The sequence below is a fragment of the Paenibacillus sp. FSL K6-0108 genome (assembly GCF_045040695.1).
GTDB classification, from domain to species: domain Bacteria; phylum Bacillota; class Bacilli; order Paenibacillales; family Paenibacillaceae; genus Paenibacillus; species Paenibacillus pabuli_B.
This window is the reverse complement of sequence record NZ_CP150288.1, coordinates 1,591,709-1,615,536: the sequence shown is the minus strand read 5'-3', so window position 1 is coordinate 1,615,536 and position 23,828 is coordinate 1,591,709. Positions and strand designations below refer to the sequence as shown.

At 48.7% G+C, this 23,828-nt stretch carries 27 protein-coding genes; 1 reads left to right on the top strand and 26 read right to left on the bottom strand.

What is annotated here, in order from left to right; translation table 11 throughout:
- Nucleotides 1-792: 792 nt before the first annotated feature.
- The 25 genes from nikC to MHB49_RS07195 all read right to left on the bottom strand — a co-directional run bounded on the left by nikC (nt 793) and on the right by MHB49_RS07195 (nt 21,870).
- Complete coding sequence (nikC, locus tag MHB49_RS07315) at nt 793-1,692, bottom strand: nickel transporter permease (protein ID WP_405155628.1); 900 nt, start codon at nt 1,690-1,692, stop codon at nt 793-795.
- Between the two features lie 24 nt (nt 1,693-1,716).
- Nucleotides 1,717-2,721 carry an ABC transporter permease gene (locus tag MHB49_RS07310; RefSeq protein WP_024632912.1) on the bottom strand — a complete coding sequence of 335 codons (1,005 nt, stop codon included), beginning with the start codon at nt 2,719-2,721 and terminating at the stop codon, nt 1,717-1,719.
- 154 nt (nt 2,722-2,875) lie between these two features.
- Nucleotides 2,876-4,528 carry an ABC transporter substrate-binding protein gene (locus tag MHB49_RS07305; RefSeq protein ID WP_405155627.1) on the bottom strand — a complete coding sequence of 551 codons (1,653 nt, stop codon included), beginning with the start codon at nt 4,526-4,528 and terminating at the stop codon, nt 2,876-2,878.
- An 843-nt stretch (nt 4,529-5,371) separates the two neighbouring features.
- Nucleotides 5,372-6,310 (bottom strand): glycoside hydrolase family 25 protein, encoded by a 939-nt coding sequence (locus MHB49_RS07300; RefSeq protein WP_405155626.1) that lies wholly within the window; start codon nt 6,308-6,310, stop codon nt 5,372-5,374.
- A gap of 448 nt (nt 6,311-6,758) precedes the next feature.
- Nucleotides 6,759-7,256 carry a holin family protein gene (locus MHB49_RS07295; RefSeq protein ID WP_405155625.1) on the bottom strand — a complete coding sequence of 166 codons (498 nt, stop codon included), beginning with the start codon at nt 7,254-7,256 and terminating at the stop codon, nt 6,759-6,761.
- Between the two features lie 77 nt (nt 7,257-7,333).
- Nucleotides 7,334-7,492, bottom strand: coding sequence for a hypothetical protein (locus tag MHB49_RS07290; protein WP_405155624.1), 159 nt, complete (start codon nt 7,490-7,492; stop codon nt 7,334-7,336).
- The gene (locus MHB49_RS07285) at nt 7,492-7,785 is read right to left on the bottom strand and encodes a hypothetical protein (RefSeq protein WP_405155623.1); all 294 of its coding nucleotides are present in this window, start codon (nt 7,783-7,785) and stop codon (nt 7,492-7,494) included. The genes MHB49_RS07290 and MHB49_RS07285 overlap by 1 nt, the downstream gene beginning before the upstream one ends.
- Nucleotides 7,785-8,204, bottom strand: a complete 420-nt coding sequence (locus MHB49_RS07280) for a hypothetical protein (RefSeq protein WP_405155622.1) — start codon at nt 8,202-8,204, stop codon at nt 7,785-7,787. The genes MHB49_RS07285 and MHB49_RS07280 overlap by 1 nt, the downstream gene beginning before the upstream one ends.
- On the bottom strand, nt 8,204-8,806 hold the full coding sequence (locus MHB49_RS07275) for a hypothetical protein (RefSeq protein WP_405155621.1): 603 nt from the start codon (nt 8,804-8,806) through the stop codon (nt 8,204-8,206). The genes MHB49_RS07280 and MHB49_RS07275 overlap by 1 nt, the downstream gene beginning before the upstream one ends.
- On the bottom strand, nt 8,807-9,391 hold the full coding sequence (locus MHB49_RS07270; protein ID WP_405155620.1) for a pyocin knob domain-containing protein: 585 nt from the start codon (nt 9,389-9,391) through the stop codon (nt 8,807-8,809).
- Entirely contained in the window at nt 9,391-9,981 is a 591-nt protein-coding gene (locus tag MHB49_RS07265; RefSeq protein WP_405155619.1) for a YmfQ family protein, read from the bottom strand. The genes MHB49_RS07270 and MHB49_RS07265 overlap by 1 nt, the downstream gene beginning before the upstream one ends.
- Nucleotides 9,941-10,198: a hypothetical protein gene (locus MHB49_RS07260; RefSeq protein ID WP_405155618.1), complete on the bottom strand. Its 258-nt coding sequence runs from the start codon at nt 10,196-10,198 to the stop codon at nt 9,941-9,943. The genes MHB49_RS07265 and MHB49_RS07260 overlap by 41 nt, the downstream gene beginning before the upstream one ends.
- Nucleotides 10,191-11,330, bottom strand: a complete 1,140-nt coding sequence (locus MHB49_RS07255; RefSeq protein WP_405155617.1) for a baseplate J/gp47 family protein — start codon at nt 11,328-11,330, stop codon at nt 10,191-10,193. Before MHB49_RS07255 ends, MHB49_RS07260 begins: the two co-directional genes overlap by 8 nt.
- Nucleotides 11,331-11,334: 4 nt before the next feature.
- Complete coding sequence (locus MHB49_RS07250; protein WP_064640166.1) at nt 11,335-11,790, bottom strand: DUF2634 domain-containing protein; 456 nt, start codon at nt 11,788-11,790, stop codon at nt 11,335-11,337.
- Nucleotides 11,783-12,193: a hypothetical protein gene (locus tag MHB49_RS07245; protein WP_405155616.1), complete on the bottom strand. Its 411-nt coding sequence runs from the start codon at nt 12,191-12,193 to the stop codon at nt 11,783-11,785. The genes MHB49_RS07250 and MHB49_RS07245 overlap by 8 nt, the downstream gene beginning before the upstream one ends.
- Entirely contained in the window at nt 12,186-13,172 is a 987-nt protein-coding gene (locus MHB49_RS07240; RefSeq protein WP_405155615.1) for a phage portal protein, read from the bottom strand. Before MHB49_RS07240 ends, MHB49_RS07245 begins: the two co-directional genes overlap by 8 nt.
- The gene (locus MHB49_RS07235) at nt 13,169-13,798 is read right to left on the bottom strand and encodes a LysM peptidoglycan-binding domain-containing protein (RefSeq protein ID WP_405157067.1); all 630 of its coding nucleotides are present in this window, start codon (nt 13,796-13,798) and stop codon (nt 13,169-13,171) included. Before MHB49_RS07235 ends, MHB49_RS07240 begins: the two co-directional genes overlap by 4 nt.
- 54 nt (nt 13,799-13,852) lie before the next feature.
- A complete protein-coding gene (locus MHB49_RS07230; protein ID WP_405155614.1) occupies nt 13,853-15,523 on the bottom strand; it encodes a hypothetical protein in 1,671 nt (556 codons plus the stop codon).
- Between the two features lie 25 nt (nt 15,524-15,548).
- Nucleotides 15,549-15,692 carry a hypothetical protein gene (locus tag MHB49_RS07225; RefSeq protein ID WP_162842432.1) on the bottom strand — a complete coding sequence of 48 codons (144 nt, stop codon included), beginning with the start codon at nt 15,690-15,692 and terminating at the stop codon, nt 15,549-15,551.
- Between the two features lie 14 nt (nt 15,693-15,706).
- A complete protein-coding gene (locus tag MHB49_RS07220; RefSeq protein WP_053783415.1) occupies nt 15,707-16,141 on the bottom strand; it encodes a phage tail assembly chaperone in 435 nt (144 codons plus the stop codon).
- Nucleotides 16,142-16,324: 183 nt separating this feature from the next.
- Nucleotides 16,325-16,732, bottom strand: a complete 408-nt coding sequence (locus MHB49_RS07215) for a phage tail tube protein (protein WP_110897169.1) — start codon at nt 16,730-16,732, stop codon at nt 16,325-16,327.
- A 94-nt stretch (nt 16,733-16,826) separates the two neighbouring features.
- Nucleotides 16,827-18,290, bottom strand: coding sequence for a phage tail sheath family protein (locus tag MHB49_RS07210; protein ID WP_405155613.1), 1,464 nt, complete (start codon nt 18,288-18,290; stop codon nt 16,827-16,829).
- On the bottom strand, nt 18,290-18,532 hold the full coding sequence (locus MHB49_RS07205; RefSeq protein WP_405155612.1) for a hypothetical protein: 243 nt from the start codon (nt 18,530-18,532) through the stop codon (nt 18,290-18,292). Before MHB49_RS07205 ends, MHB49_RS07210 begins: the two co-directional genes overlap by 1 nt.
- 173 nt (nt 18,533-18,705) lie before the next feature.
- Nucleotides 18,706-19,779 (bottom strand): hypothetical protein, encoded by a 1,074-nt coding sequence (locus MHB49_RS07200; RefSeq protein ID WP_405155611.1) that lies wholly within the window; start codon nt 19,777-19,779, stop codon nt 18,706-18,708.
- A 237-nt stretch (nt 19,780-20,016) separates the two neighbouring features.
- Nucleotides 20,017-21,870 carry a DUF4127 family protein gene (locus MHB49_RS07195; protein WP_405155610.1) on the bottom strand — a complete coding sequence of 618 codons (1,854 nt, stop codon included), beginning with the start codon at nt 21,868-21,870 and terminating at the stop codon, nt 20,017-20,019.
- A 351-nt stretch (nt 21,871-22,221) separates the two neighbouring features.
- Here MHB49_RS07195 and MHB49_RS07190 point away from each other — a divergent pair, with 351 nt between their 5' ends.
- Complete coding sequence (locus tag MHB49_RS07190) at nt 22,222-22,704, top strand: hypothetical protein (RefSeq protein ID WP_405155609.1); 483 nt, start codon at nt 22,222-22,224, stop codon at nt 22,702-22,704.
- 51 nt (nt 22,705-22,755) lie between these two features.
- Here the strand turns inward: MHB49_RS07190 and MHB49_RS07185 are convergent, their stop codons facing one another.
- The gene (locus MHB49_RS07185; RefSeq protein ID WP_405155608.1) at nt 22,756-23,709 is read right to left on the bottom strand and encodes a hypothetical protein; all 954 of its coding nucleotides are present in this window, start codon (nt 23,707-23,709) and stop codon (nt 22,756-22,758) included.
- Between the last annotated feature and the right edge of the window lie 119 nt (nt 23,710-23,828).

The following is a 23,828-nucleotide window of genomic DNA, read 5'->3' as shown; positions in this document are numbered from 1 at the left end:
GAAATGGTTAGAAATTCGGAGACAAAGGCGAACGCTACCGCTTCTTAAGAATCGATTCCGTCCCCTCCACTACTGAAGTTGTTTCGCCAAATACTTGCTAATGCTAAGACATCTTTAAATCGGAAAAATCCGGGGAGACAAACTACAATTCCCAAAATCTTTTCTAGCCCCTGCACTCTCCATGTCCTATTCAAGTTTCACTTTATCCATATTCAAAAACACAATCATTCCATATGTAGTCGTGTAGTAAAAACATCATTTGTTAGCACTCTGATGACCGGAGTGCTAAACCCTTCCTTTTATATAACATATGGGAAAATTGGGTGTCAATACGAAAGCGGTTATTTTAACAAAATGATCGAATGACACTTCAAGTTTTGCACATCTCTACCTATTCTAGCTCAATACATCAGGCAATACAAAAGCCGCTCCGAACCAAAGTTCGAACCGGCTTGGAGGCAGATGGCAATGATTGTGGGTAGCATTGGCAAGCCAAATGCTAACGAACCTCACAGACGTTAATTGGTCTTTTTAGGATGTTTTCGCAATCTAAAGAATCGTAGGCACGCTATTTCTATCTAAAGCCGACCTTTCGAGGCTTTCCGCAGGTTTTTCGGAAAATAGCGTGTGTGTGATTCGTTAGACTGAGAAAGTGGCAGCAACTCGCGAAATAAGGCTTCCTAGGTTCGTTAGATTTGGATCAGCGTCGGTGACTTAGTTAATGATGCAACGGGTTGCAACTAGTGTAGCAACTAGAAATGCCACCAGAAAAGCAATCAAAGATGCGAACCTCTACTTTTTGGCCATCTTTGGATCCAGGGTATCGCGCAGGCCGTCCCCGAGCAAGTTGAAACCAAGCACAGTGAACATGATGGAAAGTCCGGGGAAAATAAGCGTCCACGGTGCTTTTTGCAGAAACTGGCGGGAATCCGACAGCATTTTGCCCCATTCCGGGTCGGGTGGTTGTGCCCCCATGCCGAGGAATCCAAGCGCAGCCGCTTCAATAATCGCTGTTCCAATTCCCAGTGTGCCTTGTACAATGAGCGGGGTAAGGCTATTGGGCAAGATGTGCCGGAACAGAATGCGCATATTGCCAGCCCCCAGCGTACGTGCCGATGTTATGAATTCCTCCTGTCTCAAGCTAAGTACCCTGGAACGCACCAGTCGTCCGTAGGTCGGGATGTTCACGATCGCGATCGCGAGCAGTGCATTTTGCAAAGACGGGCCGAGAATCGCCACGATGGCGATTGCTAACAGGATAGCTGGGAAAGCGAGCAGGATATCGAACAAACGTGATATGAGCATATCTGCCCATTTTCCATAAAATCCGGCAATCAGACCGAGCAATGCGCCCGCAATAATAGAGCCAATAACAGAAAAGAAGCCAACCCACAATGAAATACGCGCTCCGTGCAGCACTCTGGAGAAAACGTCACGCCCCAGATCATCGGTACCAAACCAATGCTCTGCCGAAGGGGCTTGCAGACGATCTGTGAGTACCTGCTCTTTGTAATCATATGGGGCAATGTACGGGGCAGCAAAGGCCATCAGAATGAAAAAAACGATAATGATCAAGCCTGCCAGCGCAAGCCGATTTTTCCGAAACGTTCTCCAGGCTTCACGCCACGGACCCGATGCAGGTGCCGACGCGGCGTCAATGGAAGCTCCGGTATTGGTCGATAATTTGGCCATGCGGCGTCTCCCTTCTGTTCATACTCATTTATAACTAATGCGAGGATCGAATACGGCGTACAGTAAGTCTACAATCAGATTAATCACTACGAAGAAGAAGGCCACAATCAGGATACCGCTCTGGATCACCGGATAGTCGCGCGAACTAATTGCTTCATATATATAGCGACCGACACCGGGCCAAGCAAAGATCGTTTCCGTCAGCACGGCTCCCCCCAGCAAAGATCCGGTCTGTATGCCGATGACGGTGAGCACGGGAATAAACGCATTTTTCAACGCATGTCCATATACGACGAAAAACGGGCCGAGCCCCTTCGCCTTCGCCGTTCGGATATAATCCGAACTCATTACTTCGAGCATGCTGGAACGCGTCATCCGGGCAATCACAGCCATCGGAATTGTTCCGAGCGCAATACTTGGCAGCAGCAAATGTTTTGTTACTGTCCACAGCTGATCCCAGCGTCCTGCAATCATGGTATCCAGCACATACAAGCCTGTAATGGCTTCAATCGGATCACGCGCATTCATCCTCCCGATGGACGGCAGCCAGTGCAGTTTATTTGCAAACAGCCACTGTTCCATCAATCCAAGCCAGAAGATTGGCATCGATACACCCACCAATGCAATGACCATACAGCAGTAATCAAACCACGAGTTATGTTTCCACGCACTGACAATTCCAGCATTCACACCAATGATGATCGCAAACAGCATGCTTGCCATCGTTAATTCGAGGGTTGCCGTCAGATAGGGCACAATTTCCTGGGCAATGGGGACCTTGGTACGGATGGATGTGCCCAGATCTCCCTTAAACAGATCGCCCAAATAAGCGAAATATTGTTGAAACCATGGTTTGTCAAGACCGAGCTGGTCACGCAGCGCTTGCTTGGATTGTTCGGTAGCCTTTTGCCCGAGTATGGTCTCTGCCGGATCACCCGGAATGGCGTGGATAATGGAAAAGACGATCAAGGTCATGCCCAGCAGCACGGGCAGTAACACAAGTACACGTTTGACGATGTAACTGTTCACTCCTCATTCACCTGCCTTTAACATATAAAAACGCTGGCAAACATGCATGCTTTAGATCGTTACATCCTGATGTGGGTTCTGCCAAGCATTGCGTGTACGCCAGCGCTTTGTAACTAATGAGTCCTGATAATACTAAATTCAGCTAATATATAAGTTATTCAAAGTAGGCATTAGCATAGGATTCCGTGCCCAATGGGGACGGTACGAAATCTTTCAGGTTTGCTTTACCTGCCAAAATGGGTGTGGTGTGCACCAGTGGAATCCACGGCGCATCTTCCTTAATAATCACTTGCGCCTGCTTGTACAGTTCCGCACGTTTGTCCTGATCCGTTTCTTTCTGCGCACTCGTGAGCAGCGTATGCAGTTCTTCGTTTACGTAAAAGCTGCGGTTGTTGCCCGGGATTGCATCCTTATCGAGCAGTGTGTACAGGAAGTTATCCGGGTCACCGTTATCACCGGTCCAGCCAAGCATGTAAATATCGTCTTTCTCGCCGGCTTTGGCATCATCCAGATACGTTGCCCACTCCGGTGATTCGATGTTGACGGTCACTCCGATTTTCTCAAAATCGGCCTGAATCGCTTCGGCAACCTTCTTGCCGTCAGGCATATACGGCCGGGATACTGGCATGGCATAGAATGTTACCGGATCAGGCAATCCTTCAGGGTAGCCAGCTTCGGCAAGCAACGCTTTTGCTTTTTCCAGATCATAAGCATAGTCCTCAATACTGTCGTTATACCCCCAAAGCGTTGGCGGCATCGGGTTTACCGCTGGTTGCGCTTGTCCGGCAAAGAAAGCATCGATAATGCCCTGTTTGTTTACCGCATGGTTGAGGGCTTGTCTTACTTTCACGTTATCAAACGGTTTTTTCTTAAAATTGAAGCCAATGTATGACACGTTAAATGGTGGACGCTCGATTTTTTGCAGCTCGCTATTCCCCTCAAGGATGGACAGATCGTCCGGGTTCAAGTCCTCCATGATATCAATCTCGCCGTTTTGCAGCGCATTGAAGCGAGCCGTGTTATCTGGAATGGAACGTACAATCACTTTGTTCAGCTTCGGCAGTCCCTCTTTCCAATAATTCGGATTCTTCTCCAGGGTGATGGAGTCGTTCCGCTTCCACTCTTTGAATACAAATGGGCCTGTACCTACGGGCTCGCTCTTGAAATTTTCCTTTTTCTCCTGAATTGCGGTTGGGCTTGCAATGCCGAATGGCGTCATCGCAATGTTTTGCAGGAAAGGCGCTTGTGGCTGGTTCAGGGTGAACTCGACCGTTGTCTCGTCAATCGCCTTTACTTCCTTGATCACGCGACCGTCTTCCGGACCAAACATGGAGTCATAATAGTCGAAGGAATCTCCCTCGAATTTATATTCACTGGCCGGGTCACTCCATCGGTTGAAGTTGAACACCACAGCCTCTGCGTTGAAGTCAGTACCATCGTGGAATTTCACGCCGGACTTCAGCTTGAAGTCATACTTGAGTCCATCCGCCGAAATCTCCCAGCTCTCAGCCAGTCCAGGAACAACCTCGGTTCCACCTTCTTTGTAGTCCAGCAATGAATCGAATACCTGATGTCCAATCTTTAGTGACTCCCCGTCTGTAACGATTGCCGGGTCCAGCGCCACCGAATCTCCGCCGCGTCCCATAATCATCGTATCCTGTGCTGCCACTTCTGCCGGAGGCTCGCTGCCTTCTGCCGGAGCGGGGGAATTGCCTGTACCTTCGTTACTCGTGCTGGAGCAGCCCGACAGAATCAACACTGTACTCATGGCCATGGCCATGACCCCGGATAACCATTTTTTTCTCATTCGCATACGTACAACACCCTTCCCTGTCTCATAATGTGTGTGATACTGGCGTGAAAAAACTTCAATGATTACAATCGATCGGTTTGGTGCTTTGTATCATATGAAAGGCTTTAGAAGCCTGCGATACCTATGATGTAAATCTGAATAAGTTAAAGCGTATATATGAAATGTAAAACAGGATGTAACCGCACACATTTGGTTAAAATTTTTGAAAGATGAGCTAAGTTATAAAAACTTGTGGTTGTTGCACCATACTTGTTGCTCAATAATTGAACTTAGGTCAATAATCAACAGTAAAATGGGACCAACTGGTCGCAGCCGAATAAGGCTGACTTAGAGAGAACGGTAGTGTTATGTTGGATAAAGTTTTGGCTAGGGATTTGAAATGGAGTTAGATCGTTATAGCTGAATTGTTGTTGGAAAAGTTTAATGATCGTGATCAATTGGAACAGAAAGAAAGTATGTTAAACAGAACTGAATTTTTAGTGGTTTCTTAAGGCGGTTGGATTGGATTGTTTCAAATGTTGTGAGATTGATCTAGAGATGTTGGATTTTACAACAGGGAGACATTACAATAACTTTTTCATGTTAAAGTCTTGTCATGATGAGGAGGTTTGTGTAAATAAACAGTGGTGAAAATCGATTTCGTGTAACTTACTTTACATCACATTCATCAATTAGACAAGAGATTTACGGACATAAGTCTTCAACTTTATTATATATGTTAATATCACTTACATAAAACACAAAAAAGGAACACCATTCGACAAATAGCGTCGTGTGTCCCTTGTTGTGTTCCCTCTTTTAAAATCGGCTCCAACTTATATCTTAAGTTTTATCAGCTTATTTTTTGAATAAACCTCTGCGGTACATAACCGTGATAAAACGGTAAAAATCATAACTCGCCCCATTATCGATGCTGAACAGCGGATTTTTGGTGTCATATGCCAGTGCTGCGTCCACGGCCGCTTTTGCCCAGACTGGAACTTCCATCTGCTGCCGCGCCTGAAGTTTATCAACTTGGGATTTGAGCGCATCAAACGCTGCTTTCTCTTCGGCTGTCATCGGTTCGCCCCCTTTCGGTGGTTCGGTTGGATTTGTGGGATTGGTGGGTTCGGATGGCTCTGGCGGCTTTGGTGCTGCTGTTGCATATCTTGCTTTTAATTCCGCTGCCGATCCTTGGAACTCGTTCATATCCACGTTGCCGCTGATCCCGTTCACCTTGCCCGAGTCCGTATACTGCCAGAATGTCCAGCGTTTCCAGGCAGGCTTGTCATCCGGTACACGCGTGTTGCTGTAACGCGCAATCCATAGATCGTATGAGCTCATCGAATTATCAAAATTGCCGGCAAATGAATTGCCCGTGTATATGATCGGTTTCACACCCGTGAGACGTTGTAATTCCGTTAAAAAAGCTTTAGCTACCGTGTTGATCTGAGCTTTGCTCAGGTTACCCGGATTATTCTCGTAGTCCATGACAGGAGGTAATTGCATCGCCTTGGCGCCTCCTACTTTTTGCAATGTCGTGGCATAATGCGCAGCTTCAGCCTTGGCACCATCGGTAGTCGTTGCACGGAAGAAATGGTACGTTCCGACCAGCATGCCCGCCGCCAGTGCGCCAGTTACGTTTTTTTGGAAATTTGGGTCGGTGTACGTCTGCCCTTCGGTGGCCTTGATGAACACAAATGTCATGCCGCTTGCCTTCACTTTGGCCCAATCGATCGTGCTCTGATACCGGGAGACGTCAATGCCCTGCGTGTTGCCCGAGCTTCTCGTTTGCATGTTTCTCACACCCTTTATGCGGCAAATTGCCGTTTGTATATAGTTAATGCTTGGGGATCTGGGGTTGCTTGTGTGCGTGTCCCTGATTTTTGGTGAGTGCTAAAGTTGGGATGGCTATGGGTTATGTCGGTGGGTTTGCTTGGTCAATCTGCTTCGTATTCTATGTCGTCTGTCGGTAGACTACTAGGTATCCATTAACTCACTAAGGAAAAAATACCGAGTCGGTACGTAACCGTTCCAGACACGGATCGTTCTTCCGATCGCTGTTGTCTCCAAATTTTCTTGATTCATTTTCTTAAAGGTTTGAAATTCGGGGACAAAGGCGACCGCTATCGCTTCTTCAGAATCGATTCCGTCTCCTTCACTACTTGTAGCTAATGGATCGGCTTTCTATTCGAATATTGATCTATCTCTTGCTACTGGGCACATTTGAATGAATGCTAAATCCTTACTTTGCTTCATCTCTAGTCTGTTGATCAGTGTCCTCATGATCTGACTTTACAAAAGATTCTTTAGAATCAGGAGTATAGTTGCCGGGAATCCCCCCGTCTCCTCCCTTACCCTTGAGCACTTCAATGGCCTGCCGAATCGCAGGCGGAATCGGCGCGCCCAATTTGCCCCCATTTTCAATTATGGACAATAACTCATTCGCGATATAAAAAAAGGCGACCGCATCCCTGAACAAATGTCCGTCTCCCAAAACACCGTCCACCAGATGAGCCACCGATACCATTGCAAATATAAACACCTTTCGTGCGATGCCGAACATCCCGACATTGCTCTCCAGCTTACCAATCATCCCCGCTGCCGCGATGCCCGTTAGGTAATCGAGGATGACGAACACGAGTAGTACTCCGAGCACGCCTGACCAACCTCCGAAGAAGTAGGTTGCTGAGCTGGTTATTAGGGCGAAGAGCCATTTCCATAGAGTTTCCCACCGTTCCATGGTTTCACCTCCTTTGGGTTTTTAAATGCCAGCTGCTCCATAGGGCATAAAAATAGCGCACCACGTAGGTACGCTTGTTAAATTCCTTCGGATTTTGACAAAATGTAATCCTCAACGGCTTGACGGTAATCGTCATTGGTGATGTCATCAAGCAGGTATACTTGGCTGGTCTTTAGATTAAGTCCTTTATTTAAGATTCTTTCTGCTGCAATACGTACCACAACTTCATTTACCATCACAAAATCCCTCCTGTATTTTCATTGGCTAACAACAAAATCTGTTCTTCCAATTCTTTTATTTTCTGCTGTTCTGGTGTTTCGACAATGGGAAGCTCCTCTAAAACTGGTTGTTTCGTAGCAGGATCGATACTGACAATTCGATGAGTGTGATAATCGATTGCCCCATACTCCAAATCGATGTAATGTAGTTCAGTGATTTCCTTCCTTGGAAGTACATCACCTTGTATTTCACCAGCTCGATAGATGATCTCACCGTCTTGATCGTATATAATTCTAGTCCCAATATTCATTATTCGTATGCCCTCCAATAAAATGGACTTGATGTCAATTCAAAATATGGCAACGGTACCTGAAATCCACCGTTTGTGATATAAGTTCTGCCAGCGCTTTTGTCCTCTACTCGGAAATCAACCCACATTGTTCCTGTGCTTGTCCATCTATACCCGTTGTACACAGGATAGCCGTTATCTATTCTTTTGGAATTATAACCCAATATAAAATCCTCATCATCATGAAAAGTGATAATGATTTGCGATGGTAAAAAATTCAGATTGGTAACACTTATATATCCGCAGGTAAATGCAGTTCCATCTGAATAAAGAAATCTTTTATTTCCTAAGTTATATCCAAAGCCTGAAGCAAACTTCCTCCCCTCATCAGGTCCATCCAGCGCGTAATTATCCAACGTATAATATTCAAGTCTCGGCATTAGTTCACCACCAAAGCATTGACATGAACAGTAACAGAGGTTGACATGTTAGACACTCGGCAAACGACTGATTCGTTGTCCAATACCTGATCTAAAAATGGAATAAACAAGGTATCCAACGGTTTTAATGCTTTTCCGTAAATGACATAATCGCTCCCCAGTTTCATGTAAAAATCTATCGGACTCGTTGAAAGTGTGCATATGACTATTGATTTAACAATCATTTTTCCTGCTGGAATAACTGTGGTATCTGTTGTGTTAACCTTCATTCTGGCGGTGAGCATGTCTGTCCTGTCGGTTACCTTGCCACTTAACCTAACTGATAAGGCATTTGCAGTCGGGCAAAAAACAAGCACAGATTCGCTTGCTTTCATAACTTGATCTAATACAGGTATAACCAAAGTTTGACCCGGTTCGATGTCGTGTAATCGAGCGAAATCGATGCCTTCTAATTCCACACTAAACATTTGTTTAGTCGCACTTGTATTGCATATGGTTAGTGATTTAAGGATAACTGTTTTACCCCATGGGACCGTATAAATACTACCAACCGAAGTGGTGGATGCGTAACCTCCGTATAACTTTTGTGTTATTACAGCCATCTATAACGCCCCCCATAGATTTTCTTCTGGTGTTTGCAATACCCAAGGATGCCAAGAGTTATTATTTCTAATCCGCGTATAAGTGATTGACGGACTAATAAAAGTCGTAACCCTTTGTAATAAAAACGAAGAAGAATAAATAATAACCTCAATATAAAAAGAACCTTGAATTGGGCCGTTTGCAGTCACACTACTGAAATAAAATCCAGGGGCCAAATAGTCATTTAAATCCGAACTCCCCACCACCTTGACAATTCCATCATCCTGTGTGAGCTTGTACTTTTGCCATGGCTTATCGTCTACATATTTTTGAGCAGCTAATCTAGCATCATTGAGCGCCTTTTCAGTAGGTACAAGTTCTTCAGAGTCACCGTCAATCTTATTTGACAGTTGCACTTTACCTTTTACCGTAAGGGATGCATCCGGGATGTCCATCTCGCCCATCATTTGGCGTAATGTCTCCAAATCCTCCCGTGTCGCCACACCAGCATCAATCTTTTCAAAAATCCCGTTAAAACTCTCTCGGGTTACGTTTTCGTTCCCCAAGGGCAGAGGCAATTTCAGTCGATCTGTTTCTTTTGGCATTACGCCCACACCTCCAGTTCATTCCACGTCAGAGACGCGGCGTCCAGTTCATCCCAGGTCATCCGTTTGTTGTCCAGATCGTCCCAGATCAGATAGCGATACTCATATTCCACGGCCATGTGGGCCGGTTTCAGTTCATCAATCGCACGTTTGAGATCGTCAATATTGGGCGGGATGCCCATCGTGTCCACAAAGCTCACCGTAAAACTCCACGCTTCCGGCTGAAAAGTTATATCCACCTTGCCCCCGGCATACGCCTCAGCTACATTCGCAACCAGTCTGCCGGAAAATTTCCCGGCACCGCGCAGCTTCGATTCCACCACGGCACGCCGCTGCTCAACAGGTTTGAGACGATCCGTCTCAATGCCAAGCTCCTGTTCCCAGAAATCTAGGCCCCATGTCGCCGTGCGGACAAAGAACTGATCCAATGTTTCATCCAGCGCCTGATACAAGAGATCCATCTCGGTTCCTTTGGACTGCATATCCGCCTGCATCACGCGGGAAGTCTCATAGTAGCTCGGCAAATACGAGAACAATTCCCGCCCTTTCTCACTCATCAATCCAACAGGTACAGCAGAAGGAGCACTCATGCCCTGTCCCCTCCCTTCCTTTCACATCAATGCAAACCGCTTCGCTCAAATGCTGCGTTCCCGAGCGGAGTACCGCACGACCCAAGCACTCTTCTGGCCCACCACTTACTTCATTTCCAGCTGAACCGGATGCTGCATAGTCAGAACATTCCCAATGTCCCACATTACCTCTGCCCCCACATCCGCACTTCGTATCCTCCACTACAACACTACTCATGCACATCCACCGTCCCCAGCACCGCCACCTGACTCGCGGTCATCTCGATATTCTGGTCGCTCACACCGTTTACGGTCAGCTCCGAATAATCGATAATCGGTGGAATGTCGAGCAGGATTGCGGCAATTCGAGTGTAGCGCACAAGCGGATCAGCAAAAGCCAACTGTTTCAGATACGCGGTCACCCCACCCTCAATCAATGCCCTCACATCTGCCAGCGTCGCATCGCTTGCAAGGGTCAGCTTCACCTGAATGTTCATCGGCACTTCCTCGGCGGGCATCACCGTCACCACCGGGCCAGCCGGGGCAACGCCTTCTCCCTGTCCATCCTGCGTCGGATCAACGTACTTCTGCACCGCCGCTACCAGATCGGTGCCCGCAGCACGCTTGTCCGTATCCAGCAAATACAATCCTACCGTGCCCGGACCTTGCCATAACGGAATAACCCGCGTTGCACCAACACCTGGTACTTCACTGGCCCACTGCACATATTGCGATTTGTTGCCGCTTGTCCCCTGATTGCGGACTTTGGCATAAAAGCGTTCCAACAGCGCCGTATCTGCCTCGATATCCGCACCGCCCTTAATCACCTCAACATTAGTTACAGAGGTAACGCCACTCACTGGTGTAGACAGCACGGTCACGGTGCCCGCAGGCACATTGCTTTCTTTTCCGGCAACGAGCGCCCGCACACCAACACTACCCAGACCATCTTCTCCCAGCTCCACACGACCAACGGTTTCATATTCAAGTGAGGCCTCACCGGAGATTTCATCGGCCAACGTAGCCACAACCGTGCCCGCAGGCACCACTTTCCCAGGCGTACCAGCAAATTTCACTGTACCTTGCGCCACTACAGCAGCCCGCCGTGTAATGCCATGCTCTCCCGCCCGCAGATCCAGCTCTTCCGAACGAAAATTCGGATCACTGCTCGCCGCCGTACTCGCAAATCCGCGCCGCAGCAGTTCCTGCGCCCATAGCGCTGCCTCAGATAGCATAAACGCTACCGGAGCCTCCGCATCCCACAGGAACGAACCCTCCGACTTATCCAGATCCGCGGGCAGACGATCCAGCATACGCTGCATAATCTGTTCCTCCGTCTGGTCCTCCAAATAACGCGGAATCTCAGCCATCCCGTCAGATCACCTCACTTTCCAGAATAAACATCTCTTCCTGCACACTCGCCACCCGACACGAGAACATGCACTGCTCCCGATTCCAATCAAACGTAAACTGGTCTACCGAATCTGTGCGAGGATCAGCCAGCAGCGTCTCCGTAACCATCCGGGTAATCTCACTTTCCATCACTCCCCGGCTGTCACCCTGACCAACCAACTCATCCAGCTCCGATCCATAGTTTCGGGAGTAAATCACATGTCTGTAACGTGGCGTTTTCACTGCTTTGATGCACCACTGCACCCACGCTTCATGCGCTCCTGCCGCAGCAACTTTGCCACTTGGGGTCAGCACAAAATCCCCTGCATCGTAATCGAATCGCCAGCTCCGTCCAAATCTCACCTCTTCCGAAGCCGCCCCCGACAGATCTTCCTCATCTCCCCATACCAAACCCGTTTCCGGGAACAAACTAGGCATTCGCACTCACCACCTTACACAGCACCACAATGTCGTTACCGCCATTCACCCGCATCGCCAGCACTCGATCTCCAGCTTTCAATCCTTTACCAAGAGACCACACCGCTTCTTCCACTTCCCCTTTTTGCAAAAGAAACCTTCCCGTGCCCGTCGTTCCGCCGTTTGCCACGTCAGGTATACCGGAAATCGAGCCAGCAGCCTCGCGCTCCGGCAAATTTAATGTCCCAGGAAACTCGGCCACGAGATAGTCCTGCACCTCGTGCTTGAAATCATCCAGCTTCACACCGGATGAAGTCATCGTACCCAGCACCGCTCCCATGCCGCTCACGGCCTGACGAGTATGCGTGCTCATCGCACCCCGCATGACTTCGGCAAAATGTCCGTACGGATCTTCTTTATTCAAGGTAAACCCTCCTTTTCACCAGCTCGGCCGTGCCCAGTTCCAACGTCATCGTTCCATGCCCAGCGGACAGATCACGGCTGACAGACATGACGATTAGCTTCAGCCCTTTGAGCAGCACCGCGTCTCCGGCACGAATCGTATTCACATCTGGTGCAGATACGGTAAAGGTCTCCTGAATACCCGTCAGACGGCTTTTCGCCAGCTTCTTGGCGGCCGTCGCTGTTTTCACCTGATCGTCCTCAATCAGCTTTTGCAGCGTGCCCAGTTCAGCTACACCGTCCTGCTCAATCGCGAGTACTTTGGAAGGAACCTCTTTGCCGCTGCTGGACTCCGAGGCCGCCATCACTTTAACTTTGGTGACCGCACCTTCGAGCGTACGCATCTGGGTCAGATCAATCAGTCGATCCAGCTCATGCACCTTTGCATTACTGCCCACCTTGAACAGCTGCAGCCCACCCGGCGTCATCCGCGGATGATAAATATCTCCACCAGACTTCACCGTTTCCTTTAGATCGGCAAACATCATCGAAAAAATCGTCTGCGACCGATACACCGCTTTACTCAGCTTTGTCTTGGTATCCGGCAGCGCGGCGTAGGGTATTTTCCATTCCTTGGCGTACGTTTTGAGACGCTGCGTAGCAGTCTGGTCTTTCGGCAGCAGGAACTCATCCTCTGATTTTTCCAGATAAATCATCCGGTCGTAGACGGTCAGGGACAGTCGCTTGGTACCGCTATTCGAGCTTTCCACTTCCCAGATGACGGCAGGGTGCAGCAAGTGAACCATTGATTTTTCGCCAAAAGGAATCCCGCTGATCCGCACCGCCATACCCGGTGAGATCGCAGGCAGACCCGAAGATGCAGACACCGCCAGCCGGATGTTGGCCTGATAGGCAATCTGGTCGAGCGAGTCCTTCAACGTAATCGTCTCCACCAGTTTGGTGATGTCAAATTTGTCGTCCACAATGACCTTGTAGGTCATGGCATCACCAGCTTTTGTCCCGGCTTGATCCGGTTTGGATCACTGCCAATGGTCTTCACATTGAGCTTATAAATTTCGTTCCATTTGGAACTACTGCCCAGCTCAAGCTTGGCTATTTTGGACAGGGAATCGCCAGATTTGACGGTGTAGGTCTTGCTGCTCGTTTTCAGATCCGTACGAGAACCCGATTTGCTCGCAGATGCTGCACCGCCAACCTTCTCCACTTTGGAGTCCCGCCACGTACGCAGCGTAATGTCAAAGTAAATATCTCCGCTCTCACCGCCCCGGAAGGTCGTATTGTGCGAGATCAGATATACGGGCACGTTTACCCCTGTGTTGGTAATGATGAAGCGCAGCGGCTTCTTCGATACCAGAAACGTATTCAGCATATTCATCGCTACACGCGGATCAGGCAAAGGCTCGTACATGCAATAGGACGCATCATATTCTTTGGGAAAAAAAGAAGAGAAGGTGATCTCCTTCACCTTCTCCCCCTGCGCAAAATCAAACTCGCCATGCTCCAGCATATTAATCGTTTCATACCCTTTGGATCGGGAGATCGTTAGTTCCTCCGGTTTCACCGGAAATTGAAACTTCGTTTTCCCATCGATCAGGGTAAATTCCATTTTGACACCTTCCACGTTATCTTCAAAAACAGTCATAAACGGCCTCCTTTCTGCTTAGGCCATAATGGTTTTTCGGTTTTCCATCGCACGGCGCACTTCGCCTGCAAATCTCATGCCAACCTGATGTGAGATGGCATCGTAGTCAATAGCGTTCTCCCGGACGGTCACCTGAACAGCCCCTTGCGGTACGTTGACGGTGATCTGGTTGGTCGTCTCGGTTTTAAAATCCTTCAGGTAACCGGACAGACTGCTCATCTGGTCTTCGGAAATTTGTACGGTTATCGTGGATGATTTGCCATTAGCATTCGTTTGAGCTCCGTTACCAAGCGCCATCGCTTGGTTTTGCATCACGCTTGTTCCCATGAATCCTGCTGCCGTAGGTTGACCGAACTTGCTGTTCATATATGCTGCCGGACCCGTCATTGTCAGTGCCGATGGAATATAGGCAGGTGGCATCTGCGGACCTGTCGCTGCTTGCGAGGTTAAAGCCACCGTTGCCGCCTGGGCTTCTGGGACAGTGGATACGGATACGACAGGCTTCTCTTCCTCTTTCTTGGAGCCAAAACCGAAGAAACTGGATATGCCATTGAACATATCCTTTGATTTCTCCATAACAATATTCGTTCCCTCCACAGCAAGATTCGCCATTTTCGAAATACCCTCTGCATGGTTATTGATAAACCCACCTACCTTATCGCCAACCCAGCCACCTGCTTTCTCGCCAAGCCATCCACCTATTGCACCGCCTGCCAGGGTTCCACCCACCGGAATTACACTGCCAAGGATGCTACCGAGAGTAGTTCCTAATGCACTACCAGCAACAGAACCTAATGCACGCACTCGTTCCTCTGGAGGGGCGCTTGCAAGATCTTTAATATTGCTAAACATACGAATCGGTGCAAATAGCTTGCCTGCTCCCTTAGCTAATCCGCCACCCAGTTTACTCATTATTCCAGAGGCTCCACCACCTCCTGCTCCACCACCACTGCCACCAAATAACCCTTTCACATCTCCCCACATTCCGTCTATACCACCGATTAAATCGGACCCGGCGGTCGAGAAATCGTTCATAAAAGTAGCTCCGCGTTTCGTAACCCTTACCGCTTTCTTCCATTTATTTCCTGGGGTAGATGGGGTTGTTATTTCTCTCCACAGCTTTTTCCCACTACTTCTGGCGTCAAATCCCTTTTTTACTCCTGAAGAAATCGATTTTCCTCGATCAAACATGCCTTTCATCTTTTGTAAAAAGGTTTTAGGCTTTTCTTCGCCTCCTGATGCCGCCCCAATATTGATGGAGTCGAGCTTGGTACTCAGCATATGAATAGATTGCGTATTGGTATTCAAGGCATCGATCAATGGCTGTGAATTCACATTAATGGACACACCTGAAATTTGGTGGCTGACTTTGTGCTGTACATTAGCTGTAGCATTCAACATTTTAGATCGGATTTGCTTCATTTTTTTCAACAAACCATTTAATGCTGGAGTCGCACTGTCAATCAACCCAACCGTCGGCGTAATCCGCAGCCTGCTGAGCCGAACAGCTGTACTATAGATGCTTTCCAGCCTGCGCCCGGTCGTTCTCAGCTCATTGTTTACCTTGATCAAACTCTGATAGCGAACTCTGCCCAAACGTTCAGTAGAACGCTGGATCTGATCCAAATAACGGATGGTCGTCCGCATTTCCGCGTTTGATTTGGACAAACCCACAATCATTTCTGCCATTTCTTTCACCCCCTGTCCGATCTAGTTATCTATTCATTTGCGAGGTGATCGCTGCCATTTCCTCTTCCGAGAACGCAATCAACAGCGAACGCTCCCCGCGTGGCAGGGACCAGAATTCTCCGGGCCGTAGATGATGACGAACCCACATGTGATACAGGAACGTAGTCATCCCGCCGGAGTGAATCAGTTTTTTAGGTCTTCAATCTCCACACCGAAGCCGGACAGCTCAAGTACCTTGTCGCCAACAGCATCCAGCTCACCTGCGAGCAGCATGCGGCGAACCGCTTGTTCCCCACCGGACAGCTTCATGCGTCCGGTAATACGGTTGTCTCCCCAACCGGACAGCTCGAGGCCCCGCACATTCATTTTTACCGTGGCTTCGGAAATCAGCAGCGCGTTAAACGTTTCGGTATCCACCTTTTCCTCGGTGCGGCCTTTGACCGTTTTGCGAATCGTACAGCGTTCGCGGATCTGATCCACTTTGGAGGATGTCAATCCACGCAGAGTCAGCAGCAGATCCAAACGTTGAATGCGTACATTCTCTTCCGGCAAACGTTCTGCTGCTTCAAACAACTGATCCAAAATTTGTTCTTCAGACATATTCTCATTCATACTCATGGGGTGCGATCTCCTTCTCATTTTACAATTGGGTTAAAACATCTCCATATTCAGGGATAACAAAGAGACCGAGAATTTCTCGGCCTGTCTGTGTATCCCACTTCTGTTAAGTCTCGTTGCCCGTTCGCCTGATTAGACAAGTAGCTTTACGAGGCCTTTTCGAAGTTCGAAATCATTCCATTCTTAGTTCGCTACAATCGGATTCAACAATTCAAATCCTTCAAACGTAAAGCCTGTTTCCTCCGGTACTTCCTCACCCGCTGTCCAGTTCGCGAGTTGGATTTTGTCCACCATGCAGCCTTTCAGCAGGACACTCTCATGTCCGTAAGATTCAGGATCGTCGAGTTTGGAAATAATCTGGAACTTGGTGAAGCCACGCTGGATCATGTCCGAAGTGACTTTGTAACCTGTCATCGTACCTGTTCCTTTTTTCGCACCATTCTTGTGTACTTTCCAATCGTTGCCGACCAGATTCAGCTCACGCTTCTCGATTTCTACGCTGGCCTCCAGCTTATTAATATTCGTCTGCCACACACCGTCGATATGCAGCTGACCATGGGTACCGAGAATTACTCTTGACGCATCCAACATGACAATTCCTCCTTGAGATTAGAAAATATCGTATAAACCATCCATTCAACGAATCGGCGTCTCTTTTAAAAGACCGTTTCCTTCTACACAAACCTTATTGCACGTAAAATGTTCCAAACAACTGCTCCATTACATCCGTCAGCTTCACGTTCCATTGCAGGAATACCTGATCCGCCTCCGGCTTAAGAATAGGTGCAGCACCATAATACGCCGGGTCAAGAACGACATCGTATCCCTCAGCTTCAATGACATTACTCTGTGCAAGCAGCGCCAGATAGGCTTTCATCGCACCGATCAGCGCTTGGCGTCCTTCTTCCGTATTGTTTACTTTGCCGATATACGTATCTTCAGCAGAGCGCTGCAAATCCGTATTAATGGCATCCATCACACGAATGGAACGAATTTTTTTCCAGGCATTATTCTGTCCTGCGGCAGGGGTCACGAGTGTATTCACTCCGCGAAGCGCCTTCACCTGACGTCCATCGTGGAAGAAAATAAATACGCCATTCTGTACCGCCTGCTCCTGTTCTGCACGAGTCCAGCGACGAGTCACGTCATCGAACGGAGAAGGTGCGTATGTTGTGGATTCATTCAAACGTTGTCCGGCAATCAGACCTGCGACATAAGCGGAAGTCTCAGCCGAGCTATAGAAAGCATCCCCCAGACGCACACCCGTACCAACATTGATTACGCCCTCATGATTCAACGTGAGTGAACGTGCCGCCGCCTTCTGTGCAGCGGTCGCAGAGGTGTCGTCTGCCGCAGTACCGCCGAATACAGCCAGCACCGGTTTACCCTCACTGCGCACACGTTTCACCCATGCTGCAAAGCTCGCCAGCAAAGGTGCATCCGCTGCATGATCCAGTGCCAATACATCGAATTGCTCACCTTCCAGCGCGCCCTGCACGGCAATATACTCCGTATTGGTCAATCCATCGTTGCCACTTGCACCACCTTTGAACGCCGCTCCCGCAACGGTTGCAACGACACCTGTACCATCGCCAATCGCCTGAGCGTTAATCCAAATGTTGCTTTCATCCGCATTGATCTCTTTCGCCAGCGACGCTGCCGAAATATCCGCAGTCAGCAGTGCATACAACATGCGGTTGCCTTCAAACAAGCGCACTTCATGCTTCGTATTATCAATTACACCCGGCTGAATGGTGACGTAGAACCCGTTACCCCGGTCACCCGGATACTTGGCGTCCAGTTGCAGCACGGCTGCATCACTGCTATCTTTCAGCGTAAGTGTGGCTGCTTTCGCCGTCTCTCCGGCTACCCGATATGCGAGCAGCTTTTTCGGTCCACCCAGCAGGGCTAGCTTCAAGGACGTATAGGCTGTCCCGTTATCCAGGGCATGCGCCGAGAAAATACGCTCAATTGCAGCTTCACTGCCGACTTCTACAAAAGTGCCCACCGGACCCCAGTTGGCCTTGATCGGCACAACAACCGTTCCGCGATTACCAGCCTGAATGGCCGAAGACGCTGCTGCCTGAAAATTCATATATAAGCCCGGAAGTACCGGACGATTCGTTTGCTCCCAAGTTCCGCCTGCCATTATCCCTTCACCTTCGCTTTCATAAATTGGTTGATGCGTTCCTTCGCTTCCTCAATGGAAAACGTCTCTTGCGCTGCTTCGTACAGCGCACCATACAGCACCTCTGCCTTAACGGCAAAGAGGGCTTCGGCATGATTCATCAGCTCGGCCTGCGTATATTGCGGGGCGGCCTGTTTATTTTTTTTCACGGAGCTTGCCATGGGCCATCTCACCTCATCTGTTGGACTGACTGCCGTATTCATTGAACCTAATCTTGGTACTATCTTTTTGACCTATGAATTTTTGTCCCTATGACTCTATGAATTTTCGTCCCTATGAACCTACGAACTTATAAATTTGAGGCTACAGCTATGATATTGACTTTCTTATCTGGAACCCCATCAAGAGTTCCTCTTGGTTAACGTTTACTCTATCTTCACTCTATCCCTTTGCTATGGTGAATCTCGCGGATCAAAGGTACATCCGTTCCCGGACGACGAATATGCTGCTGCAGCGTCAGACGAATCTGCCCGTTCAAGTAGGCGTCGGCCTGCAGGTCGGCAGAAACTTCATCCACCGTCACATATCGCGTATCGTCTGTATCCGTCAGAGCAATTCGGGCCTGCACAGCCAGTTGTTCAACCAGATGTGTGACCGTTTGACGGACATCTGCCACATTGGCAGACAGCACATGCCCGATCCATTGCTTACGAATCTCCAACGCCGAAGTCCCTGCGGTGGTTGTACTGCATCCCGTTAATCGCCACAGTATGGACTTGGCCCTGTAACCTCCAGGCCAGACATCCCCATATACGGACCATTCCTCGCCGAGCTGAGTTCGTGTCCAGCCTTGAAGTGCAGCCATCCACGAGTCTGCCGTTTCTGCCTGAGCGATTTTCACCGTTTCCGGAACATACACCCCAAATCGCAGGCTGCGCGTAACCAGTCCAGAACTGACGTCCACACGATCGCCATCCGAAGAACCCAGATAAGTGCAGGTAAATGCCCCACCCTCTTCATCCTCCAGCCTGACCTGGTGCAGTCCTTCCATCAGCGCTGCTGACCATACTTCTACTTGTTCAGCACCTCCATCTTCCGGGCGTGCATATGGAGAGATTTTGATGATCCGCCTATACCCCGCCCAAGCAGACTTCGGTACTTCTTCTGCAAAAGCAATCACGGCACAGGGTCCTGCTAACACCTCTCCCGGTGCAGGAATATCCTTTACTTGGCCATTCCATGCCGGGACAAGAGCGCCGAGCTTCTGCTTCAACGTTCGCCTAATGACGCTACTCAATTTCTCTGAGCTGTCCATGTTGTTTAACCCACTACGCATAGGCACATTCATTTCACTCCCTTCAGCTGCAAGTTTCGATCTGTCCGCATTGTGCAGCGACAATGTGGCAGCAGCGAACTCCCCCTTTAACCAATCTGCTAATGGAAAAAGGAATTCACCGTCAGTACGTCTCTGTGCTGACGGTTCTCCACCGGCGCCAAAGCTGGACACCATTCACCGCATCAAAAAGACCGGCCCCTTGTGGCCGGTCTGTACATTAGCGTATGTGCTTTCGGTGTGTGTGCTTTCGGTGTGTGTGCTTTCGGTGTGTGTCCTTTGCTATGGATCCGATAATACAATCTTACCCCCTTTCATCCCTAGCGCGGATGGTGATTCGTACGACTTCAGTGCGAATAAGGGTGTATCTGGGGTGGAAAAAAGACGACTCAGCACGTCTCATGCCAACGCACCTTATTTCAGCGTAACTTTCGGATTCAACGTGATCTCAAACGCACGTCCCCAGATGAAGTCGGGGTTCGCATATTCCAGGAGTGCACTGCAATACTCCGCATAGGCTGCTTTGCCATTACAGATTTGTTTGATCGCTACGTTCCCTTGGGCAAAAGCCGGTTTTCCTGCCAACGTTGCTGTATGGGTCTGCATCAGATCCCTGAGTAAAGTCTGCAAATGAGCATAATCCTCTTCCGAGTTAAACAATGACATGTTCTGATCCGCAAGGGTGGCCACATTGGTATACAGCGCATGCGCTCTGGAATACGTACGAATATCTGCAATCGCTACTGCTTTATAGTAGTAATCTTTCAGGAAACGTTTGAACAACAATGAACCTTGTGCATTCATGGCATCTCGCAACGCGTGAGCATGGGTTTCGGTTGTAATCAGAGCATAGCGGGATTGTCCCATACCCACAGCCATACCGATTTTGTTCCCCGGCGTATTCCATGCACTGTAACCCAAAACCCGACCTGTATACGGACTATTCAGGAGTGCTTCGGCTACATCCACGTTGGCTGGACCTTTTCCTACAAAATCAATCAGCACCGAAGGAAGACCTTTCTCACTATTACTCGTCAACTGCGCCACAGCTGCCTGCACCTGATCCAGCGCCGTAATGGCAATAATCTCAATGTCCACCGGATTTTTACCCGGTTTGCCTGGATGACGATTCGTCATACGATCCAGCTCGGACGCCATGTCAAACGAAGAAGCTTCATCGATAGAGGCAGCACTCGTTAATTCATTCCCATTTTCCGCATTGGAAGTTGTGTCCGTTCCCACTTCAGGCTCCGGGTAAGCGGAATCCGCCACAACCACACCACCAACAATATCCACATGACGCACCACATTCTCGTGCACATTCATATATTCATAGGCATTGATAATCGTGGAACCATGAGGGCCAAAATATTTCACTGCATAACGCGTCTTCTTCCCACCACGAAGCAATTGGTTCGCCATACGAGCGACCAGAGCGTGACCCAGGCCATCCGCATCCGGAAGAATAATAGCCCGATCCGGATTTTGTCCATCCGTCCCACCGAGCCATTCATTGATTCGTGCTTCCACATAATTGATCTCATTAATCTGAACGCCTTGCGTATTCGCATCGTCGACGCCTACGGCGAGGAAGTCAATATATCCTTTGCGAGCAAGCTTATCCAGAATGTACAGATTGGTTTTGAATTTATGTTGTCTGGTGTTGTAGTACTGTTCTTTATTAAAATACGTCGTTTCCCCATATTCCGTAGACTCTGGAGAAAGGTTGTACCCGTTCACAATATCCTCGAATGCCGTAGAGGACTGGCGTGGCTGCTGCATCAGTGCACGTGACTCGTTGTAGGCATCCAATGCGAGACCATCTGCAAAAGAGGTGGTGGCGAGTCGCATAATGGTATCCATCACAAACACCGGTTTGCGTGGATATTTCCCTTTAATCGCTTTGATCACATCGAGTAAACGGGTGGTGTCCTGATCATAATCAGGATATATGCCGCCTCCATCTTCACGAAGCTGACGACTGCCAATCAGCCCCCCATAAGCCAGCATATCCGAAGAGATGATGAATCCATCGACTTTGGCGGCATTTTTCAAAATGAAATCATGAATGTTGGACGGTTTCCCATACGTAGGCGTAGATGTCCCAAGCAACGTAGACCCTTCTACCGTTTTCTCGGAATCCAGACGATTTTGAATGTCACCCAGGTGCGGTGTAATGATGTGGATACCGGCTGCTTTTCCTTGTACAACGACGTCATCCAGATTCGCTGGACGATCATCCAGTGGAACATACAATACTGTTTTCATATCCGAAAACCTCCTGTTAGATATATTCAGTCTTTCTTTAGTACCCGATCAGAGCAAGTGTGCAATCACCGCATAAAAAAACGACCCTTGGAGGGACCGTACATTAGCGTATGTGCTTATCGGGATAGGGTCACTTGCTGCTGATCCGATAATACAATCTTACATGTTTAAATCGGTCGCGCTGTCGGTTGTCCGTATGGATTACGTCTATTTGTTGTTGCTCTCACGGCGGTTAAACGTCGGTTTCTTGCGGAGAGTTTACCGGATAAACCAACAAATCCATTCCTGATGCTGTTTATATGATATAAGCAACCTTTCTAACCCTATTTACCATAAAGGATGGATACAATCATGAAAAAAAAGCTCTGGTTCTATCTGTGGATTGCTGTTACCAGTTATATGGCTGGCCCCGTTATGTATGCATTGACAATGTACACCTTTTATCAGGAAACAGATGTTCTAACTACTTCACTCATTGGATGGACCGCTGCTACATTCTCATCCGTTGGTATCCTGTTTATCCTGGTCACAGTCATTCTGCTTCGAGTGCTGCACATCTATTATTTCTGGCTGCAAACGCTGCTTTTTGAGTTACTTTTCCTTGTGCTCGTCTATATGACCACGGTTCTGCTTGGGACTGGAAACACAAGGCTGCCCTCGCCCTCCTTTCCTTTTACGCCCGAAGGCATTCCCTTGTGGGTGTTCTGGGGCAGTATCGCGCTTATGAGTTCCTGGGGAATATGGTCAGCGCGTCAGCCCATGCGAAAATCACCATACATGCTGGCGTCCAGAGTTATTCTGCTCCTGTTTATCCTTGAAATATGGCTCCATTAAAAAAGAAGAAGCACAGCCATCTCAGGCTGTGCTCTCTTAAACGTATTTTGCTCACGCGATAATATAGCGGAAGTTTTCCCAGCTTTCTGGAACCGAATTTCCGTTTCTGGCATGATGGTAGAAGCTGAATGGAAATTTGAACAGATGACCTCCGTGCCAATCGCGAGAACGTCTGTCAGTGAGCCAGTATTCCAGTTCATGTGGAAGTGCAACAGAGCGTTCTGCACGGATCAATGGCAGACGGTCTACAGGAGATTGCAGTGTGGGCATCTCCTGTGCAACATCCACATCCCTACTCAGTCGCAGCGCCTTAACCATCGTGAGAAAAGGCGGAATGCCTTTATGGAACAAAGCAGGATAATCCAGTTCAAATAATATATTAAGCGCGTGCCCGTAGGTTAACATGTGGCCGATCAGATCATGATGTGCTTCTGCCTGATAGATGGTACGAAATGCGCCAAGCTCATCCAGAATCAGCCGGGACAATTGTTCCGGGCGTTCTATATCAGGGAATCCGTCTGCCTCATTTAACTTCAAGCTGCGAATTTCTTTCACAGTCGTGTTTACCCAAGATCTTCCTGGGATGGTACGTTCAAAAGAATCAATAAGTTCAACCATCTGTTCCATGTCGTGTTGCGTGCCCCAACCATCCAGTTCCCGAATGGCTTTCAGACTGAGGGCACCATAGATGGCCTGATGGCCAACCCAGTGCAGCTCTCCGATGGTCCGATGCAGCGCTTCGGTAATACGCGCTTCGGCCTCTTCCCTTGGCACAGCCTCTCCCTTCAGGGAGGTCAAGCCATCCTTCAATCCGTGCTGGCGAAGCATGGCTTTCGCTTCAGCCGTAACACTGCCTGCTGCAAGGGCGGTGAGACGATTTTCCCGCAACCAGAAATAAGCCGCAATAGCTCCCGCCCCATAATGCGCGTGCCACAAATCTCCTGTACGCTCCCGACTGGATACCATAATAGCCAGCCCTTCTTCCAACAAACGTCGATCCAACATGCCACCACCCTTCATCGATGCAAACCCTGATATAGATACGACTAGCAACAGTTTTTTAGCAAAACACTCTTTATAAAGCGTTTACTTCTATAAGATGATTCAAATGGTGCACATATGAC

Coding starts and splice junctions, on each gene's coding strand:
- nikC (WP_405155628.1), bottom strand. CDS start 1,692: ATGGCCAAATTATCGACCAATACCGGAGCTTCCATTGACGCCGCGTCG.
- MHB49_RS07305 (WP_405155627.1), bottom strand. CDS start 4,528: ATGAGAAAAAAATGGTTATCCGGGGTCATGGCCATGGCCATGAGTACA.
- MHB49_RS07300 (WP_405155626.1), bottom strand. CDS start 6,310: ATGCAAACGAGAAGCTCGGGCAACACGCAGGGCATTGACGTCTCCCGG.
- MHB49_RS07295 (WP_405155625.1), bottom strand. CDS start 7,256: ATGGAACGGTGGGAAACTCTATGGAAATGGCTCTTCGCCCTAATAACC.
- MHB49_RS07290 (WP_405155624.1), bottom strand. CDS start 7,492: ATGGTAAATGAAGTTGTGGTACGTATTGCAGCAGAAAGAATCTTAAAT.
- MHB49_RS07285 (WP_405155623.1), bottom strand. CDS start 7,785: ATGAATATTGGGACTAGAATTATATACGATCAAGACGGTGAGATCATC.
- MHB49_RS07280 (WP_405155622.1), bottom strand. CDS start 8,204: ATGCCGAGACTTGAATATTATACGTTGGATAATTACGCGCTGGATGGA.
- MHB49_RS07275 (WP_405155621.1), bottom strand. CDS start 8,806: ATGGCTGTAATAACACAAAAGTTATACGGAGGTTACGCATCCACCACT.
- MHB49_RS07270 (WP_405155620.1), bottom strand. CDS start 9,391: ATGCCAAAAGAAACAGATCGACTGAAATTGCCTCTGCCCTTGGGGAAC.
- MHB49_RS07265 (WP_405155619.1), bottom strand. CDS start 9,981: ATGAGTGCTCCTTCTGCTGTACCTGTTGGATTGATGAGTGAGAAAGGG.
- MHB49_RS07260 (WP_405155618.1), bottom strand. CDS start 10,198: ATGAGTAGTGTTGTAGTGGAGGATACGAAGTGCGGATGTGGGGGCAGA.
- MHB49_RS07255 (WP_405155617.1), bottom strand. CDS start 11,330: ATGGCTGAGATTCCGCGTTATTTGGAGGACCAGACGGAGGAACAGATT.
- MHB49_RS07250 (WP_064640166.1), bottom strand. CDS start 11,790: ATGCCTAGTTTGTTCCCGGAAACGGGTTTGGTATGGGGAGATGAGGAA.
- MHB49_RS07240 (WP_405155615.1), bottom strand. CDS start 13,172: ATGACCTACAAGGTCATTGTGGACGACAAATTTGACATCACCAAACTG.
- MHB49_RS07235 (WP_405157067.1), bottom strand. CDS start 13,798: ATGGAATTTACCCTGATCGATGGGAAAACGAAGTTTCAATTTCCGGTG.
- MHB49_RS07230 (WP_405155614.1), bottom strand. CDS start 15,523: ATGGCAGAAATGATTGTGGGTTTGTCCAAATCAAACGCGGAAATGCGG.
- MHB49_RS07225 (WP_162842432.1), bottom strand. CDS start 15,692: ATGACTACGTTCCTGTATCACATGTGGGTTCGTCATCATCTACGGCCC.
- MHB49_RS07220 (WP_053783415.1), bottom strand. CDS start 16,141: ATGAGTATGAATGAGAATATGTCTGAAGAACAAATTTTGGATCAGTTG.
- MHB49_RS07215 (WP_110897169.1), bottom strand. CDS start 16,732: ATGTTGGATGCGTCAAGAGTAATTCTCGGTACCCATGGTCAGCTGCAT.
- MHB49_RS07210 (WP_405155613.1), bottom strand. CDS start 18,290: ATGGCAGGCGGAACTTGGGAGCAAACGAATCGTCCGGTACTTCCGGGC.
- MHB49_RS07205 (WP_405155612.1), bottom strand. CDS start 18,532: ATGAATACGGCAGTCAGTCCAACAGATGAGGTGAGATGGCCCATGGCA.
- MHB49_RS07200 (WP_405155611.1), bottom strand. CDS start 19,779: ATGGTGTCCAGCTTTGGCGCCGGTGGAGAACCGTCAGCACAGAGACGT.
- MHB49_RS07195 (WP_405155610.1), bottom strand. CDS start 21,870: ATGAAAACAGTATTGTATGTTCCACTGGATGATCGTCCAGCGAATCTG.
- MHB49_RS07190 (WP_405155609.1), top strand. CDS start 22,222: ATGAAAAAAAAGCTCTGGTTCTATCTGTGGATTGCTGTTACCAGTTAT.
- MHB49_RS07185 (WP_405155608.1), bottom strand. CDS start 23,709: ATGTTGGATCGACGTTTGTTGGAAGAAGGGCTGGCTATTATGGTATCC.